General features: G+C 70.0%; 15 protein-coding genes. 7 read left to right on the top strand and 8 right to left on the bottom strand.

The window, feature by feature from the left end:
• Positions 1–72: 72 nt before the first annotated feature.
• Positions 73–1,155 (top strand): peptide chain release factor 1, encoded by a 1,083-nt coding sequence (prfA, locus tag R8G01_10145; GenBank protein ID MDW3214348.1) that lies wholly within the window; start codon positions 73–75, stop codon positions 1,153–1,155.
• Position 1,156: 1 nt separating this feature from the next.
• The gene (prmC, locus tag R8G01_10140; protein MDW3214347.1) at positions 1,157–2,011 is read left to right on the top strand and encodes a peptide chain release factor N(5)-glutamine methyltransferase; all 855 of its coding nucleotides are present in this window, start codon (positions 1,157–1,159) and stop codon (positions 2,009–2,011) included.
• A gap of 18 nt (positions 2,012–2,029) precedes the next feature.
• Here the strand turns inward: prmC and R8G01_10135 are convergent, their stop codons facing one another.
• Both R8G01_10135 and R8G01_10130 read right to left on the bottom strand, forming a co-directional pair.
• Positions 2,030–2,809 carry an aldolase/citrate lyase family protein gene (locus tag R8G01_10135; protein ID MDW3214346.1) on the bottom strand — a complete coding sequence of 260 codons (780 nt, stop codon included), beginning with the start codon at positions 2,807–2,809 and terminating at the stop codon, positions 2,030–2,032.
• Positions 2,810–2,821: 12 nt separating this feature from the next.
• A complete protein-coding gene (locus R8G01_10130; protein ID MDW3214345.1) occupies positions 2,822–3,751 on the bottom strand; it encodes an NAD(P)-dependent oxidoreductase in 930 nt (309 codons plus the stop codon).
• 54 nt (positions 3,752–3,805) lie between these two features.
• Here R8G01_10130 and R8G01_10125 point away from each other — a divergent pair, with 54 nt between their 5' ends.
• The 3 genes from R8G01_10125 (at position 3,806) to R8G01_10115 (ending at position 6,197) form a co-directional block, all read left to right on the top strand.
• Positions 3,806–4,117, top strand: coding sequence for a chorismate mutase (locus tag R8G01_10125; protein MDW3214344.1), 312 nt, complete (start codon positions 3,806–3,808; stop codon positions 4,115–4,117).
• Positions 4,118–4,139: 22 nt separating this feature from the next.
• Entirely contained in the window at positions 4,140–5,363 is a 1,224-nt protein-coding gene (locus tag R8G01_10120; GenBank protein ID MDW3214343.1) for an NAD(P)/FAD-dependent oxidoreductase, read from the top strand.
• Positions 5,364–5,426: 63 nt separating this feature from the next.
• Positions 5,427–6,197 carry an ROK family protein gene (locus tag R8G01_10115; protein ID MDW3214342.1) on the top strand — a complete coding sequence of 257 codons (771 nt, stop codon included), beginning with the start codon at positions 5,427–5,429 and terminating at the stop codon, positions 6,195–6,197.
• On the opposite strand, the gene R8G01_10110 is transcribed toward R8G01_10115, so the two are convergent.
• The 3 genes from R8G01_10110 to R8G01_10100 are packed head-to-tail and all read right to left on the bottom strand — an operon-like array spanning position 6,183 to position 11,766.
• Positions 6,183–7,280 carry a calcium/sodium antiporter gene (locus R8G01_10110; protein MDW3214341.1) on the bottom strand — a complete coding sequence of 366 codons (1,098 nt, stop codon included), beginning with the start codon at positions 7,278–7,280 and terminating at the stop codon, positions 6,183–6,185. The two genes, R8G01_10115 and R8G01_10110, sit on opposite strands and share 15 nt — an antisense overlap.
• 21 nt (positions 7,281–7,301) lie before the next feature.
• Entirely contained in the window at positions 7,302–10,754 is a 3,453-nt protein-coding gene (locus R8G01_10105) for an indolepyruvate ferredoxin oxidoreductase family protein (GenBank protein MDW3214340.1), read from the bottom strand.
• A gap of 4 nt (positions 10,755–10,758) precedes the next feature.
• Entirely contained in the window at positions 10,759–11,766 is a 1,008-nt protein-coding gene (locus R8G01_10100) for a serine/threonine dehydratase (protein ID MDW3214339.1), read from the bottom strand.
• A 76-nt stretch (positions 11,767–11,842) separates the two neighbouring features.
• Here R8G01_10100 and R8G01_10095 point away from each other — a divergent pair, with 76 nt between their 5' ends.
• Together R8G01_10095 and R8G01_10090 are read left to right on the top strand one after the other, a co-directional pair.
• Complete coding sequence (locus tag R8G01_10095) at positions 11,843–12,748, top strand: LysR family transcriptional regulator (GenBank protein ID MDW3214338.1); 906 nt, start codon at positions 11,843–11,845, stop codon at positions 12,746–12,748.
• Complete coding sequence (locus R8G01_10090) at positions 12,745–13,659, top strand: carbohydrate kinase (GenBank protein MDW3214337.1); 915 nt, start codon at positions 12,745–12,747, stop codon at positions 13,657–13,659. The genes R8G01_10095 and R8G01_10090 overlap by 4 nt, the downstream gene beginning before the upstream one ends.
• An 18-nt stretch (positions 13,660–13,677) precedes the next feature.
• Here the strand turns inward: R8G01_10090 and R8G01_10085 are convergent, their stop codons facing one another.
• The 3 genes from R8G01_10085 to R8G01_10075 all read right to left on the bottom strand — a co-directional run bounded on the left by R8G01_10085 (position 13,678) and on the right by R8G01_10075 (position 16,188).
• Positions 13,678–14,163: a GNAT family N-acetyltransferase gene (locus tag R8G01_10085; protein MDW3214336.1), complete on the bottom strand. Its 486-nt coding sequence runs from the start codon at positions 14,161–14,163 to the stop codon at positions 13,678–13,680.
• Between the two features lie 63 nt (positions 14,164–14,226).
• On the bottom strand, positions 14,227–15,345 hold the full coding sequence (cfa, locus tag R8G01_10080; GenBank protein MDW3214335.1) for a cyclopropane fatty acyl phospholipid synthase: 1,119 nt from the start codon (positions 15,343–15,345) through the stop codon (positions 14,227–14,229).
• Positions 15,346–15,366: 21 nt separating this feature from the next.
• A complete protein-coding gene (locus tag R8G01_10075; protein MDW3214334.1) occupies positions 15,367–16,188 on the bottom strand; it encodes a helix-turn-helix transcriptional regulator in 822 nt (273 codons plus the stop codon).
• Between the last annotated feature and the right edge of the window lie 26 nt (positions 16,189–16,214).

Genomic DNA, 16,214 nt, shown 5'->3' with positions numbered 1-16,214 from the left:
CATGATACAGAAATGCTGAGCGATAACAACTCAAGATTGACGGAGACCGCGAGCGGATAGCCTGCCGAGGCCATGCTCGATCCAGGTGTCTCCGCTCGTTTGGCCGCTGTCGCCGACGAGTTCCGTGAACTCGAAGCCCGTCTCGCCGACCCCGCGACCACGAGCGACCCGGATCAGCTGCGTGTCGTGTCACAGCGATACCGCGAACTCGAACCGCTGGTCGCCGCCCATCGCGAACACCTCGCACGCTCCGGCGACCTCGAAACGGCACGGGAGATGCTCGACGACCCCGATCCCGAGGGGCGGGCGATGGCGGCCGACGAGGTCGCCGGCGCAGAACGAGACCTCGCCCGACTCGCCGAGCGACTCCGTGAGCTGCTCCTGCCACGCGACCCGCACGCCGGACGCGCCGTGATCATGGAGATCCGGGGTGCCGAGGGTGGCGAGGAAGCGAACCTGTTCGCGCGCGACCTCAACGAGATGTACGCCGCCTACGCCGCGCGCCGCCGATGGAAGCTCGAAGTCCTGTCGCACACGCCCAGCGACCTGGGCGGCGTCAACCAGGTGACGTTCGTCGTCCGGGGCGACGATGCGTGGCAGCACCTGAAGTTCGAGGGCGGGCCGCATCGGGTCCAGCGGGTCCCCGTGACCGAGAGCCAAGGTCGGATCCACACGTCGTCGGCGACCGTCGCCGTGCTGCCCGAGGTCGACGAGGTCGAGGTGAAGATCGACGAACGCGACCTCGACATCGACGTCTACCGCTCCTCGGGAGCCGGTGGACAGCACGTCAACACCACCGATTCGGCGGTCCGGATCACCCACGTCCCGACCGGTGTCGTGGTCACGATGCAGGACGAGCGGAGCCAGCTCCAGAACCGAGCCAGGGCGATGCAGGTGCTTCGCGCTCGTCTGTACGACCTGGCGCAACAAGAGCGTGACGACGAGCTGTCGGCCGAACGCCGATCGCAGGTCGGTGGTGGTGGCCGCAGCGAGAAGATCCGCACGTACAACTTCAAGGAGAACCGTGTCACCGATCACCGGATCGGATTCACCGTGTACCGCCTCGCCGATGTGCTCGCCGGTGATCTCGATCTCGTCGTCGAACCGCTGCTGATCGACGAGCGAGCGCAGCAGCTGGCTGCCTTCGAAGGTTGACGTGAGCGAGCTCGTTCCCATCAGCGCGCTCCTCGATCAGACCGCCGAGGTCGTGGGGTCCCGGCACGAGGCCCGCTGGTTGTGCGAGGTCGCCGTCGGGCTCGACGGTGACGAACTCGATGCTGCACTCGACGAGCCGGCGACGGTTCGCACGGTCGCGCACCTCGATGCCATGGTCGCCCGGTACCGCGCCGGCGAGCCGCTCGCGTACGTGCTGGGCCGGTGGTCGTTCCGGCATCTCGATCTCGCGATCGACCGGCGGGTCCTGATCCCCCGACCCGAGACCGAGCTGGTCGCCGGCCTGGCGATCGAGTTGTCCGCCGTCGTGCCCGGGCCACGTACGGTCGCCGACCTCGGCACCGGCTCGGGAGCGATCGGCCTGTCGCTGGCGTTCGAGCTTCCGGTCGCCGACACGACGGTGTGGATGACCGACGTGAGCGATGATGCGATCGCGGTCGCCCGCGCCAACCTCGCCGGGATCGGGCGGACCGCCCGCAACGTCCGTATCGCATCGGGGTCGTGGTTCGACGCCCTGCCCTCCGACGTGGTCTGCGACGTCGTCGTCAGCAATCCGCCGTACGTGGCGGTCGGATCGCCCGACCTCGGCGAGTCGGTGCGTGACTGGGAGCCGGGCTCGGCGCTGTTCGCCGGCACCGACGGGCTCGACGACATCCGGACGCTGATCGCCGGCGCCCCCGACCGACTCGCGGCCGACGGTCACCTGGTCCTGGAGATCGGCGCCGACCAGGGCGGTGCCGTGCGTGAGCTGCTCGACATCCACGGCTATCGAGACGCGGCGATCCGTCCCGACCTGGCCGGACATGACCGGGTAGCGGTCGGTCGTCGCCCGATCTGAGTCGATGGGCGAGTAGGGTCAGTACAGGCTGCCTGATGCCGACGACTCGTCGGCGGGCCCCGCCGAGGCGGCCAGCTCGCCCGCGTACCCCGCTCGGAGCGCGAGCGCGTCGCTGCCGATCGTGATCATCCGGAAACCCTGATCACGGCGACGTTGCGCCAGCGCGCCGGAGCTGTGGATCCCCGGGGTCACGCCGTGGCGTCCGCAGGCCTCGACGATCGTGGCGAGCGCCTCGTCGAGCACCGTCTCGTCGGCGTTGCCCGACGGTTGGAGACCGAGGCTGAGCGACAGGTCGGCGGGTCCGACGTAGATCGCGTCGATGCCGGGGACCGAGAGGATGTCGTCGAGGTTCGTGATCGCCTCGCGGGTCTCGATCATCGGGATCACGCAGATCGTCTCGTGGGCCCACGCCCGGTTGTCGGGGTGGCGCTGCGACGCCATGATCGGCCCCCAGCTCCGGGCGCCCTCTGGCACGTAGCGCGATGAGCGCACGACCGCCTCGGCCTCGGCTCGAGTGTTCACCATCGGCACGACGACGCCGTGTGCGCCTGCATCGAGGGACTTGCCGATGATCCCCGGCTCGTTCCACGGCACCCGCACGATCGGGGTGCCGCCGGCGAGTTCGATCGCCTGGATCATCGACACCGACGTGAGGTAGTCGATCGCCCCGTGCTGGGTGTCGACGCAGACGTAGTCGACGGGTTGCCTGGCGGCGATCTCGGCACCGACGAAACCGGGCATCGAGAGCCAGAAGCCGAGGGCCTCGCCACCGGCCGAGAGGGTGTCACGCAAAGTCATGCGACGAGTCTGTCAGGTCGATGGCGCGACGACGGAGGCCGGTCTGCCGTCGAGCACGGCCAACGCGTTGTCGATGGCGTGGGCGTACAGCCGGTGACGTCCCGCAGCGGTCGCGGAGGCGACGTGCGGGGTCACGACGACGTCGGGGCGATCGAGCAGGGGGTGGCCGGCGGGGAGCGGCTCGGGGTCGGTGACGTCGAGTCCGGCTCCGAGGAGGTGCCCGGCGTCGAGCGCGACGCGGAGCGCGTCGTGGTCGACCAGCAGCCCGCGAGCGCAGTTGACGAGGTACGAGCCGGGCTTCATGCGACCGATGGCGTCGGCATCGATCATCCCGATCGTCGACGGCACGGCAGGGGCGTGCAACGACACCACGTCGCTCATGGCGAGGAGTTCGTGGAAGCCGACCAGGTCGACCCCGGCCACCGGCGACTCGCTCATGGCGGGGTCGGTCGCGATCACCCGCATCCCGAGCGCCTGGGCGGCGACCGCCACCCGGCTCGCGATCCGGCCGATGCCGACCAGGCCGAGCACGCGGCCGTCGAGTTCGAGCGAGCGACCGACCGGCTCACCCCGGAGCCCCTGTTCGGCTCGGCGCATCTGATGAGGGAGATGCTTCGTGACCGCGAAGATCAGCGCCATCGTGTGCTCGGCGGTCGAGACCATCGGTGCGAGCGGGGCGTTGCACACGACGACACCGGCGGCATGCGCCGCTTCGACGTCGACGTTGTCGTAGCCCACGCCGACCCGCGAGATGACCCGGAGCCGAGGCGCCAGCGCGAACGCGGTGGCGTCCCACGGGCGTGAGGCGCCGGCGACGACAGCGACGGCATCGGCCAACCCGTCGTCGCTGCCCGAGCCGACCACCGTGGCCCGCCCGTCGACCAGGTCGAGGTACATCTCCGGGAACGGATGATCGACGAACAGCACCGGCAGAGGATCCATCTCGCGAACGTAGCCCCTTGGCGTGGCGAGGAGATCCGGTAGCGTCTGGTCACCATGACGGATGAGCAGCTCGCCAGGTACCGCTCGAGCATCGACAACATCGATGCCGCACTCATCCACCTGCTCGCCGAGCGGTTCAAGATCACCCAGGACGTCGGCCGGTACAAGGCGTCGGTCGGGCTGCCCCCGGCAGATCTCGATCGCGAGGCCCGGCAGGTCGCCCGTCTGCGCACGCTCGCCGAGGACTCCGGGCTCGATCCGGTGTTCTCCGAGAAGTTCCTGCGGTTCATCGTGGCCGAGGTGATCCACCACCACCAGCGGATCGCCGACGACGGTGACGTGTTGCCGACGTCGACGGCCGACTGATTCTCCCGATTGAATCGAGGGCGTGGAACGCTTCGACATCGCGGTCATCGGCGGCGGACCGGCCGGAGCCGCGGTCGCGATCAGGGCGGCCCGTGCCGGCGCCCGGGTCGTCGTCGTCGAGAAGGGCCCGTACGGCCGAGACAAGATCTGCGGTGACGGCCTGACCCCCCGTGCGGTCGCGGCGCTCAACGAACTCGAGATACCGCTCGACGGTGCACATCGCATCGCCGGACTCCGGATGATCGCCGGCAAGCAGGTCCGCGAGCTGCCGTGGCCCGACACGGGTCGGTTCCCCGCCCACGGTGCCGTCTGGCCGCGGCGACGGCTCGACGCGGCGCTGATCGACGCCGCGATCCGAGCGGGCGCCGACGTCCGGTTCGAGACGACCGGCGAGCCGGTGCTCGACGACCGGACCGGCCGGGTGACCGGCATCACGACGCCGAACGGCCCCATCGGTGCCGACCTCGTCGTCGCGGCCACCGGTGCCCCGGGGGCGGTCGCCCGGGCGCTCGGCGCCGAGCGTGACCCCAACGAGCCGTTCGGGCTCGCGATCCGTGCCTACGTGGAGAGTCCCCGACATGCCGACGAACACCTCGAGGCGTGCCTGACGATCCGCGACGGTCGGGGTACCTGGGTGCCGGGATACGGATGGATGTTCCCGTGCGGCGACGGCACGGTGAACATCGGCGTCGGCGCGCTGTCGACGATGAAGGGGTTCAAAGGGCTGAATCTGAACCACCTGCTCGACAGCTACCGCGGTCTCGTCGCCGACTCGTGGGAGATCGGCCCGAACCTCGAACGACCACGGGCGTGGCGCCTCCCGATGAGCGCGGTCAAGCGCCACGGACCGGGCTGGGTCGCGATCGGCGACGCCGCCGGACTCGTCAATCCGATGAACGGTGAGGGCATCGACTACGGCCTCGAGTCGGGGATGCTCGCCGCCGACCTGTTCCTCGCCGATCCCGCCACCGCTCCCGATCGCTACGACGAGCAGATCGGCGAGCGATTCGACGGGTTCCTGCGCACCGGCCGGCGGTTCGCCTTCCTGATCGGGCATCCGGGCCTGATGCGGACCGGGCTCCGGTTCGCCGTCGGTACCCACAAGATCGCCGACATCACGTTGCAGGTGATGGGCAATCTCGTCGACTCGCAGACGCCGGGGGCGGCCGGCTTCACGATGAGACTCGCCGATCGAACACTCGCAGCGGCCGATCCGATCCTGCGCAAGACCCGCGCCCGCGCCTGACGATCCGTCCCAACTCGGCGGAAAGCGGCGGCGGTGGCGGTGGTGTCGCTACCGTGTTCGACCGTGAGCACACGCGAGTACGGCTTCGGGATCGACATCGGCGGGACGGGCATGAAAGCGGCACCGGTCGACCTGGCGACGGGTGAGCTCGCCGCCGACCGGGTGCGCATCGACACACCCCAGCCGGCGACGCCGAAGGCGCTCGCCAAGGTCGTCCGCAAGCTCGTCGAGCGTCACGCCTGGGAGGGCCCGGTCGGTGTGTGCATGCCGTCGGTGGTCACCCGCGGCATCGTCAGGAGTGCTGCGAACATCGACGACAGCTGGATCGACATCGATGCCGACGAGCTCTTCACCGAAGCCGTCGGCGCCCCGGTGTCGGTGCTCAACGATGCCGACGCGGCCGGCGTCGCCGAGATGACGTGGGGGAGCGGACGCGATCGTGGCGGGGTCGTGCTCTGTCTGACATTCGGGACCGGTATCGGCTCCGGACTGTTCAACGACGGGGTCCTCGTCCCCAACACCGAACTCGGTCATCTCGAACTCGACGGTCCCGACATCGAGAAGCGAGCAGCCGCGAGCGCACGGGAGCGGGACGGGCTGAGCTGGGAGCAGTGGGGCGACCGGGTCGATCACTACCTCCGGCACGTGGTGATGCTGTTCTCGCCGGAGCTGATCATCGTCGGCGGCGGGGCGAGCAAGAAGCCGGAGAAGTGGATGCACCGGGTCGACCCGGGCTGCGAGGTCGTGGTGGCGTCGATGGCGAACAACGCCGGCATCGCCGGTGCGGCGTTGCTCTCGCCGGCGCTCGACGCCGCCGAGTCAACTCGCGAGTGACGTGCCCGACCGCCGTGCGCGCACGCCGATGACCACCAGGGTGATCACGCTCAGCGGCAGCATGAAGCCGAGGATGCCGATCGCGTAGCCGTCCTTGATCTGATGGTCGGCGGCGTCGACGACGAGCCAGCCCAGGTACGCGGCGTAGAACGTCAGGAACAGCACGCCCTCCCACCGCAGCAGCGCGTAGCCGTTTGCGAACATCGGCAGGCAGGCGATCGCGACGGCGATCATCACGGGCAGGTCGAGCGACAGCGCACCGTCGGGGACCACGATCGCGTTCGGTGAGATCGCTGCCGTCAGACCGAGCACGGCGAGGATGTTGAAGAGGTTGGAACCGATCGCATTGCCGACGGCAAGATCGCGCTGGCCGCGCATCGCCGCCATGACGGAGGTGGCGACCTCGGGGAGCGACGTTCCGATCGCCACGACCGTCAGCCCGATGACGAGTTCGCTGACGTCGAGCGCACGCGCGATGTCGGTGGCCGCCTCGACGAGCGCCTGCGAGCCGACGACGAGGAGCGCGAGGCCCAACAGCACGAACCCGATGTCGGCGAGGGCCGAACTCTCGCGCAGCTTCTCCTCGCTGAGTGCCTCGTCGTACTCGGTCGCGACCGCCGCCTTGGTGGACCGACGGGAGCTGACGACCGTCCAGGTGATGTAGCCGACCAGGAGACAGACGAACAGGATGCCCTCCCACCGACTCAGGCGGTTGTCGAGGCCCAGCAGGTAGACGAGAACCGACAGCCCCAGCATGATGGGTACGTCGATTCGTACGATCCGCTGGGCGACCACGAGGCCGCCGCCGACCGCTGCCGCGACGCCGAGCACCAGCAGGATGTTCGCGATGTTCGATCCCACGACGTTGCCGACGGCGAGGTCGGTCTCACCCCGCCAGGATGCGCCGACGCTCACGGCGAGTTCGGGTGCGCTCGTGCCGAACGCGACGACCGTCAGACCGATCACCACGGGCGACAGACCGGTGCGGGCGGCGAGTCGGGCGGCGCCGCGGACGAGCGCCTCGGCGCCGATCACCAGGGCGGCGATGCCGACGATGAAGAAGACGACGGTCCAGATCGACATGGGTCGCCAGTCTGGCGGCGGTCAGCGCGAAGTGAAACGTTGGAGCCGCTGGGAGAGCTCGTCCCGGTAGGCGGCGGCGCGACGCAGCTTGAGGTCTTCGTAGCCACGCACCCGATCGGGGAGGGTGGCGATCTCGGTGGCCTCGTCGATGTTCGAGCGGGTCAGCCCGGCGCACAGCGCGTCGACCGCCTGTTCGTACTCGGGGATCATGGCGCGCTCGATCTTTCGGACCTCGGCCCACCTGAACGGATCGGCGAGCGTCCCGCGCACACGCTTCATCGCCCGCAGCGCGGTGAACGACGGGGTGGCCGTGCGCTTGAACTCGAGCTTGCGGTCCATGCCCAGCGAACGGAGGACCGGCGGGTGGAGATGATAGGTGACGGTCGTGTCGGCACCGCCGACGGCCTCGTAGCGGCGCCGGGACTCGTCGAGCAGCGCCAACCGGGCGACCTCGTACTCGTCCTTGTAGGCCATGAGCTTGTGGAGGTGCCGGGCGACCGCCTCGGTGAATCGGGTCGAATCGGCGTCGAGGCCGACTTCGGCCCGCCGGGCGGTTCGTACCCGTTCGGTGAATCGCTCGGCGTAGGACTCGTCCTGGTAGTCGGCGAGATCGGCGGCGAGCCGGTCGATCAGCTGGTCGAGCGTCTCGACGCGAGGGGCGGTCACGCCCGCGGCCGCTTCGACCACCGCCGGGCTGACCGCCCATTGGCGTCCGAATCGGAAGGCGGCGACATTGGCCTGGACGGCGACCCCGTTGAGCTCGATCGCCCGCTCGATGGCCGCCGGATCGACCGGCAACGCCCCGATCTGCACGGCGACGCCCATCATGAGGATGTTGGCGGTGGTCGTGGCTCCGAACAGGCCGCGGGTGAGTGCCGCGGCGTCGAGGTACCGGTTGAGGTCGGGCCGTGAGACGTCGTCGAGCCGTTGCCGCAGCAGCGACTGTTCCGGGTACGCCGTCGCGCCCGGCTTCGCGACCATCTGGCCGGTCGGGACCACATCGACGGAACCGATCACCACGGTCGTGCCGGCGCGTGCGCCCTCGCGGTGCGCATTGCTCGATCCGGCGAGCATGTCGAACGCGAGATAGCAGTCGACGCCGGCCTCGTTCGCGTGGTTCGACTCGGCGGGCGCGTGCCGGCTGATCCGGACGTCGCTGGTGACCGGGCCGGCCTTCTGGGACAGGCCGGTCTGATCGAGACCGCGGACGTGGAGATCGTCGAGCATCGCCGCGGTGCCGATGATCTGGCTGACGGTGACCACGCCCGTACCGCCGATGCCCGAGAGGCGAACGGTGAAGTTGTCGGCGTCGACCACGCTGACCGGCGCCGGCAGGTCGTCGGGCGCCGGAGGTGTGGGCATCCGACGGTCGGCGCTCTTGGCGTCGGGGTCGACGGTGACGGTCGCGAACGCGGGGCAGTCGCCCTGCATGCAGGAGAAGTCGAAGTTGCAGCTCGTCTGGTGGATGCCGGTCTTGCGGCCGTAGGGCGTGTCGATCGGCTGGACCGACAGACAGTTCGACTTGTCGCCACAGTCACCGCACCCCTCGCAGATGCGCTCGTTGATCACCACGCGGAAGCCGGGGGTCTCGATCGTGCCGCGGCTGCGGGCCCGGCGCTTCTCGGCGGCGCATGCCTGGTCGTGGATCAGCACCGTGGTGCCGGGGATCTCGGCGAGCACCCGCTGTGCCTCGTCGAGCCGTGAGCGGTCCCAGACGTCGACACCGGCCGGCACGTCGAGCCCCTTGACCCGATCGGGATCGTCGCTCGTGATGATGATCCGCTTGGCCCCTTCGGCGAGCAGCATCGAGGCGATCGCGTCGGCGTCGACGGCTCCCTGTGCGTCCTGGCCGCCGGTCATCGCCACCGTGCCGTTGAGCAGCAGCTTGTAGGTGATGTCGATCTCGGCCGCGATCGCGGCGCGGATCGCGAGCGAACCCGAGTGGAAGAACGTGCCATCGCCGAGATTCTGCACGAGGTGCTTGCGCTCGACGAACGGTGCCATGCCGATCCACTGGGCGCCCTCGTTGCCCATGCACGTCAGGCCGACGATGTCGCCGGTGCGTTCGGGCTCCATGAACGCGACCATGGCGTGGCACCCGATTCCGCCCCCGACGAGGGTGCCCGGTTCGACGCGGGTGCTCGTGTTGTGCGGACATCCGGAGCAGAAGAACGGCGCTCGGTTCACGCTGAGCGGGATCAGGTTGCGGTCGGGCTTCGCCTGGGGTGGCGCGAGGCGGTCACCGAGTCGCTTGCCGAGATGATGGCGGAGCGCCGGGAGGATCCGCTCGGCGTCGAGCAGCGAGTCGAACGGCACCAGGATCCGTCGGTCGTCGTCGCGTTTGCCCCAGACGCGGGGCCGCTCGGCGAGGTCGTAGAGCGCGTCGCGGACGAGCATCTCGAGCGTCGGGTTCTTCTCCTCGATCACGAGGACGTCGGTCAGCCCGTCGGCGAACGCCCGGACGTCGTGACGATCGAGCGGGATCGGCATCTGGAGTTGCCACAGGCGGATGCCGGCCGAGCGCAGATCGTCATCGGACGCGAAACCCAGCACCTGGAGCGCCTCGCGCAGCTCGTGGTACGTGTGGCCGCACGCGGCGAGGCCGATCCAGTCGTCGCCGCTGCGCACCGTGACACGGTTGAGCCGGTTGACGGCCCCGTACTCGCGAGCGAGTTCGTTGCGAACCTCGAAGAACTCGCGTTCCATGTCGAGCGTGTGCGGCGTGATCAGCATGCCGTTGGGGTGCGGCTCGAAGCGCCGACCGTCGATGTCGATCGTCGGGATGACCGGTTGCACCCGGTCGGGGCTCACGTCGATCGTCCCGGTCCCGTCGGCGACGGGGGTGACCAGCTTCAGTCCCGACCAGATGCCGCAGGCCCGCGAGAGGGCGACCGCATGTCGGGCGAGGTCGAGCGCCTCCTGCGGATCACCGGGGAACAGCAGCGGCATGTGCAGGTCGACCATCGTGGCGTCGCTCGACGACGGCAGGGTCGACGACTTGGCGCTCGGGTCGTCACCGACCACGGCGACGACACCACCGTGCGGTGCGGTGCTGGCGAAGACCGCGTGCCGGATCGCGTCGCCGGCCCGGTCGATGCCCGGACCCTTGCCGTACCACATGCCCAGGACGCCGTCGTACGTGCAGTCGTCGAGTGTGACCGCCAGCTGGCTGCCCATCACGGCGGTGGCGGCGAGTTCCTCGTTGACGCCGGGCCGGTTGACGACCGGCAGGTCGGGGAGGGTGCGTCTCGCCCGCTCGACCTCCTCGCCGAACATGCCGACCGGCGATCCCTGGTAGCCGCTGACGAAGGCGGCCGTGTCGAGACCGTTGCGGCGGTCGATCCGGATCTGGTCGATCGGGAGGCGGGCGATCGCCTGCACCCCCGACAGGAACACACGTCCCACTTCGGCTCGATATCGGTCGGCCAACTCGTAGTTGCTGGCGTCGACGGACGGTTTGGCGGTGTCGGTCACGGGTTCAGTCTGCCTCATCGGTCGGGCCCGCCCCGGTACGTGTCTCGGTCGACGGCGGGGCGAGATCGAGGGTGGTGTTGGCGCCGCAGAGCACGATGCCCACCCGGCCGTGGGGCGACCGGGGCGACCACGCGCCCGACATCAGCGCGGCGAGTGGAGCCGCTGCGGCCGGCTCGACGACGATCCGGAGCCAGCTCCAGAGATGGGTCCTGGCGGCGGCCACCGCGTCGTCGGACACGACCACGCTGGTCGCATCGACCGCTCGGAGCGCCCGGAACGGGGTGGACCCGATGCGAGGGGCGCCGAGTGCATCGGCCGCGAGGCCCGACACGTCGACGTCGACCGGTTCGCCGGCGGCGACGGCGGCGGCGTACGACGCGGTGCCGGTCGTCTCGACCGCCACCACCTCGGTTCGCTCGCCGTACCAGGCGGCGGTGCTGCCGGCGAGTCCGCCGCCACCGCAGGCCAGCACGACGGCGTCGAGATCGGGCGCGGCCTGATCGAGTTCGCGGGCGCACGTGCCGGCGCCGGCGACGACGACCGGGTCGTCGTACGCGTGGATCGAGGTGGCGTCGTGGGTGTCGAGGTACCGGCGGCTGGCGGCGAACGCCTCGCCGTAGACCTCGCCCACCTCGTGCACCGTGGCGCCGTAGCCCCGCAGTCGGGCGACCTTGGCGGGATCGGCGGTGGTGGGCACGAAGATGTGAGCGGGGTGGCCCGAGCGGCGTGCGGCCCAGGCGACGGCGGCGCCGTGGTTGCCGCCGGACGCGGCGACGATGCCGTCGGTTGCGATCGGCTGGGTGGCGACGAAGTGTGCGGCGCCCCTGGCCTTGAACGACCCGCTGTGCTGGAGGAACTCGAGCTTCAGCACCAGCGTCGCGTCGACCCCGATCTCCTGGCCGGGCACTTCGACGATCGGCGTCGTGCGGACGTGTGCCGAGATCGACTCGGCCGCCCGTTCGACGTCGTCGGGGGACACGGTGGCGATCGGGCGGTGGTCGGTCTCGGGCACCGACCCATTCTCGGAGAACTGGGTGGAAAGTGCCAGTCATCAAAGCTATGTGACTGCATAGCTAAGGTTTGCAGTCGTGGAGTTGCACCACCTGCGGTCGTTCGTCGCCACCGCCCGCCTCGGCTCGTTCAACGCCGCGGCGCACCAGCTGAGCTACACCGGGCCCGCGATCGCACAACACGTCGCGGCGCTCGAACGCGAACTCGGGGTCGAGCTCCTGACCCGGCATCCCCGCGGGGTGACCCCGACGGTCGCGGGCGAGGTGCTCCACGACCGGGCACGCCACCTGCTCGACCTCGCCGACGGCGTCGCCCACGAGGTCCGGCTCACCGCCCGTGCGCCGTCGACCGTGCGGATCGGTGCGTTCTCGACGGCGGCCCAGTTCCTCCTGCCACCGGTGCTCACGTCGGTCCTCACCGCTCGGCCGGGGCTCGAGTTGGTGTTGATCGACCGCGAACCACCCGACGGGTTCGCCGACGTCGTGGCCGGCCGACTCGACGTGATGGTGACGCACGCCTACTCGGGCAGTGACGTCAGCGTGCCGCCACCGCTCGCCGCCGAACCGTTGCTCCGCGACGATCTCGTGCTGCTGGTACCGACCGCCCATTGGGCCGCCGACGGTGTCGCGCTGTCGGCGCTCGCCGGTGAACGTTGGGTGTCCGGCCCGCCAGACGCCCAGAACCAGGTGGCGCTCGAGTGGGCCGCCCGCGCCGCGGGGTTCGTCCCCGACGTGGCGTTCGAGACGACCGACTACGCCGTCACGATGACCCTGGTCGCCAACGGCCTCGGACCGGCGTTCGTGCCGCGGCTGATCGTGGGCAGCGCGCCGGCGGGGGTGCGTGAGGTCACGGTCACCGGCGACCGGGGTCTGCACCGGATGATCTCGATCGTGCATCGCGATCCGGTGCGCAGCGACACGGTGGCGCTGGTGATCGAGGAGCTTCGCGCCCGGGTGTCGGGCCCTGGCAAGATGCAGGGATGATCTCCGTCATCGGCGAAGCACTGATCGACCTGGTGATCACGCCCGCCGGCCAGGTCGACGCGAAACTCGGAGGCGCCCCCTTCAACACCGCCAGCGCCTGCGGACGACTCGGTGCCGATGTCCGCTTCGTCGGGGCGGTGTCCGACGACCGCTTCGGTTCGATGCTCACGGCCCAGCTCATCGACGATCGCGTCGACACGTCGTCGCTCGTCCGGGTCGGGCTGCCGACCACCCTCGCAGCGGCCGAGCTCGACGCCGGCGGCACCGCCACGTACCGGTTCTACATCGACGGGACCTCGGCACCGGCGCTGTCGTCGATCGCTCCCGAATCGGTCGACGGTCCGGTCATCTTCACCGGAGGACTCGGCCTGGTACTCGAACCGATGGCCGCCGCCGTCGAAGCGGCGATCGGCTCGAGCCGGGCCGATCAGCTCGTGATGGTCGACGTCAACTGCCGACCGAAGGTGATCGCGGATCGCACGTCGTACGTCGAACGGGTCGCCCGCGTGATCGGGCGCGCCGACGTCGTCAAGGTCAGCGACGAGGACCTCGACTATCTGTCGCCGGGCGTCGACCCGCTCGTGACCGCTCGGGCGCTGCTCGAGACCGGACCGTCCGCCGCGCTCGTCACCCGTGGCGGTGACGGGGTGCACGTGCTGACCGCGGCCGGCGACACGGTCGTCGAGGTGGGTTCGGTCGAGGTCATCGACACGATCGGTGCCGGCGACTCGTTCGGTGCCGGCTTTCTGTCGTGGTGGGTCGCGTCGGGATCCGGCCGCGACGACACCGCCGACGTCGATCGTCTCGTCGCAGCGGTTCGAGCCGCGAACCACGTGGCGGGCGTCGTCGTCACCCGTCGCGGGGCTGATCCACCCTGGCGCAGCGAACTGCCGGCCGATTGGTCACCCTGACCCCGGCCGGTGGCCCTGTCAGGCCGGGAGTGCGGCCGGGGTGGGGACCGGGAGGATGAGGTCGAGGCGGCCGCGGCCGAGGTCGACCGTCGTGCAACCGAGCCGATCGCCGAGGCGACGGACGGCCCGGCTGCGGTGCGTCGCGTGCAGTACCAGTCGGCCGAAGCAGAGCTGTGCGGCACGTGAGATCGCGGCCTGGAGCAGCAAGCTCCCGGTCCCGTGGCCGCGATGTTCGGCGGCGACGGCGATGTGGACGACACCCAGTTCGTCGACGCGGACGAGTCCGGTGATGCGCCCGTGTTCCATCGATGCGAGGCGGAAGCCACCGTGCTGCTGCAGTTCGGCGAGCAGCGACGGAAACGGCTTCGGGTTCCGTCGTGCCGCCGGCCCGAAGTAGCGCGGCTCCTCCCGCAGCGTCGCCACGAAGGTGCCGACCTGGTCGTCCAGCGACGGGTGATCGGCGGCGACGACGATGGCGTCGGTCATGACGATGGTGTCGGTCATGGGGACATCGTGGGCGGCGGATGTTCCCGGTGGGCGACGGGCGCATGACGGCTGTGTTTCGGGTCAGCGGATGCCGGCGGGTGCATACGGCAGGGGGAGACCGTCGCGGCTGAGGACCACCTGCCACAGCTGGAGGTACCGGGCTCGGAACCCGCCGGCCGAGACGAGCAGGTAGAAGTCCCACATGCGGCGGAACCGTTCGTCGTAGGCGGGGAGGTCGTCCCAGGCCGCGCTGATGTTCGCGTGCCATGCCATCAGCGTGCGGTCGTAGTCGGGGCCGAAGTTGTGCCAGTCCTCGATGGTGAGCACACCCTCGGCGGCGGCGGCGACCTGCGCCGCCGACGGCAGGACCGAGTTGGGGAAGATGTACCGGTCCATCCACGGTTCGGTGCGGGAGCCCGACCGGTTGCCGCCGATCGTGTGGAGGAGCGTCAACCCGGTCGGGTCGTCGAGGCAGCGCCGGACCGTCTGCATGTAGGTGGCGTGGTTCTTCACACCGACGTGTTCGAACATGCCGATCGAGTACACGCGATCGAATCGCTCGGTGACCTCGCGATAGTCCTGGACGCGAATGTCGACCGGCAGGTCGACGGTCGTCTCCCGCGCCAGCGCGGCCTGTTCCTGCGACACCGTGATGCCGACCACCGTGACACCCGCCCGCTCGGCGAGGAATCGGGCGGCGCCGCCCCATCCGCAGCCGATGTCGAGGACCCGCATCCCGGGTTCGAGGTCGAGTTTGTTCGCGATCAGCTGGAGCTTGGCCTCCTGTGCGGCGGCCAGATCGTCGGCGCTGCGCCAGTACGCGCAGCTGTAGATCATCCGCGGATCGAGCATGCGCCGGTACAGGTCGTTGCCGATGTCGTAGTGGCGGCGTCCGACCTCGTAGGCGCGATCGCCGCGCTGCAGGTTGCGGATCTTCGCCTCGGCGACGCGCAGCAGCGTCGTGGGCGACACGAGGCGCCGAGCGATCTCACCGTGGTGTGCCCGCTCGATCATCTGATCGAGCGCATCGCAGTCCCACCAGCCGTCCATGTATGCCTCGCCGAGACCGAGCGTGCCGTGGGCGAGGACCCGCTGGTAGAGCCGGTCGTCGTGGACGCGGACGTCCCACGGACGATCGCCGTCGATGCGGATGTCCGCTGGCCGAACCAACTGCTCGAAGTGACGCCGAAGGCGTGACATCCGCGAGAAATTAGCCGGTCGTCAGACCAGGTAGTGACGAACCGCCAGCCGCTCGGCGCTGTCGTCGCCCGGGACGGGTAACTGGCACGTGACGCGCAGGCCCGGCCACTCGACCGGGGCGAGCTGCTGGTACTCGAACGTGAGCGTGCCGGCGGCCGGATGACGGAAGCGGCGGATCCGCGTCTCGAACTGGGACACGTCGTGCTCCGACCACCAGGTCGAGAACTCCTGCGACGTCGCGCCGAGGCGGTCGAGCAGTTCACCGAACCGGTCGTCGCCACGCAGCGAGGTGGTGCCGGCCCGGAACTCGGCCAATGCCTGGCGGGCGTGGATGTCCCAGTCGACGATCAGGTCGCGGGTCGCCGGATCGGCGAACAGGACCCACAGCAGGTTGCGCTCGAGCCCTTCCAGCTCCTCGATCCGCGGGTACAGGCGGGCCTGGGCTGAGTTCCAGGCGAGGAACTCCCACCGCGGGCCGAGCACGTAGGCGGGTGCCGGTTCCATCGACTGGATCAGCCGGACGAGCGCGGAGGGCGCCTCCTGCGGTCCCTCGACGGGTGTGGCCGACGGCTGGGCGAGCGCCAGGAGGTGCTCGACGCCGGCCTCGTCGAGACGCAGCGCTCGGCCGATCGCGCTCAGGACGTCGGGCGACGCGTTGATGCGCCGCCCCTGTTCGAGCCACGTGTACCAGGTGAGCGAGACCCCGGCGAGCATCGCCACCTCCTCGCGTCGGAGACCGGGCGTGCGCCGGCGCGACGTGCCGATCGGCAGTCCGACCTGCCCTGGCGTCACCGCGTCGCGGCGCGCCCGCAGGAACTCGGCGAGCTCGGCTCGATGGTCCATCCCGACCAGTCAAGCGCAGTCGGGGT

It is taken from the genome of Ilumatobacteraceae bacterium (assembly GCA_033344875.1).
GTDB lineage: Bacteria > Actinomycetota > Acidimicrobiia > Acidimicrobiales > Ilumatobacteraceae > Ilumatobacter.
This window is presented reverse-complemented; position numbering and strand designations above follow the sequence as displayed.

What these genes read in the sequence shown, in the direction of transcription:
- prfA (MDW3214348.1), top strand. Translation starts at nt 73, where the DNA reads ATGCTCGATCCAGGTGTCTCCGCTCGTTTGGCCGCTGTCGCCGACGAG.
- R8G01_10135 (MDW3214346.1), bottom strand. Translation starts at nt 2,809, where the DNA reads ATGACTTTGCGTGACACCCTCTCGGCCGGTGGCGAGGCCCTCGGCTTC.
- R8G01_10130 (MDW3214345.1), bottom strand. Translation starts at nt 3,751, where the DNA reads ATGGATCCTCTGCCGGTGCTGTTCGTCGATCATCCGTTCCCGGAGATG.
- R8G01_10125 (MDW3214344.1), top strand. Translation starts at nt 3,806, where the DNA reads ATGACGGATGAGCAGCTCGCCAGGTACCGCTCGAGCATCGACAACATC.
- R8G01_10110 (MDW3214341.1), bottom strand. Translation starts at nt 7,280, where the DNA reads ATGTCGATCTGGACCGTCGTCTTCTTCATCGTCGGCATCGCCGCCCTG.
- R8G01_10090 (MDW3214337.1), top strand. Translation starts at nt 12,745, where the DNA reads ATGATCTCCGTCATCGGCGAAGCACTGATCGACCTGGTGATCACGCCC.
- R8G01_10085 (MDW3214336.1), bottom strand. Translation starts at nt 14,163, where the DNA reads ATGACCGACACCATCGTCATGACCGACGCCATCGTCGTCGCCGCCGAT.
- cfa (MDW3214335.1), bottom strand. Translation starts at nt 15,345, where the DNA reads ATGTCACGCCTTCGGCGTCACTTCGAGCAGTTGGTTCGGCCAGCGGAC.
- R8G01_10075 (MDW3214334.1), bottom strand. Translation starts at nt 16,188, where the DNA reads ATGGACCATCGAGCCGAGCTCGCCGAGTTCCTGCGGGCGCGCCGCGAC.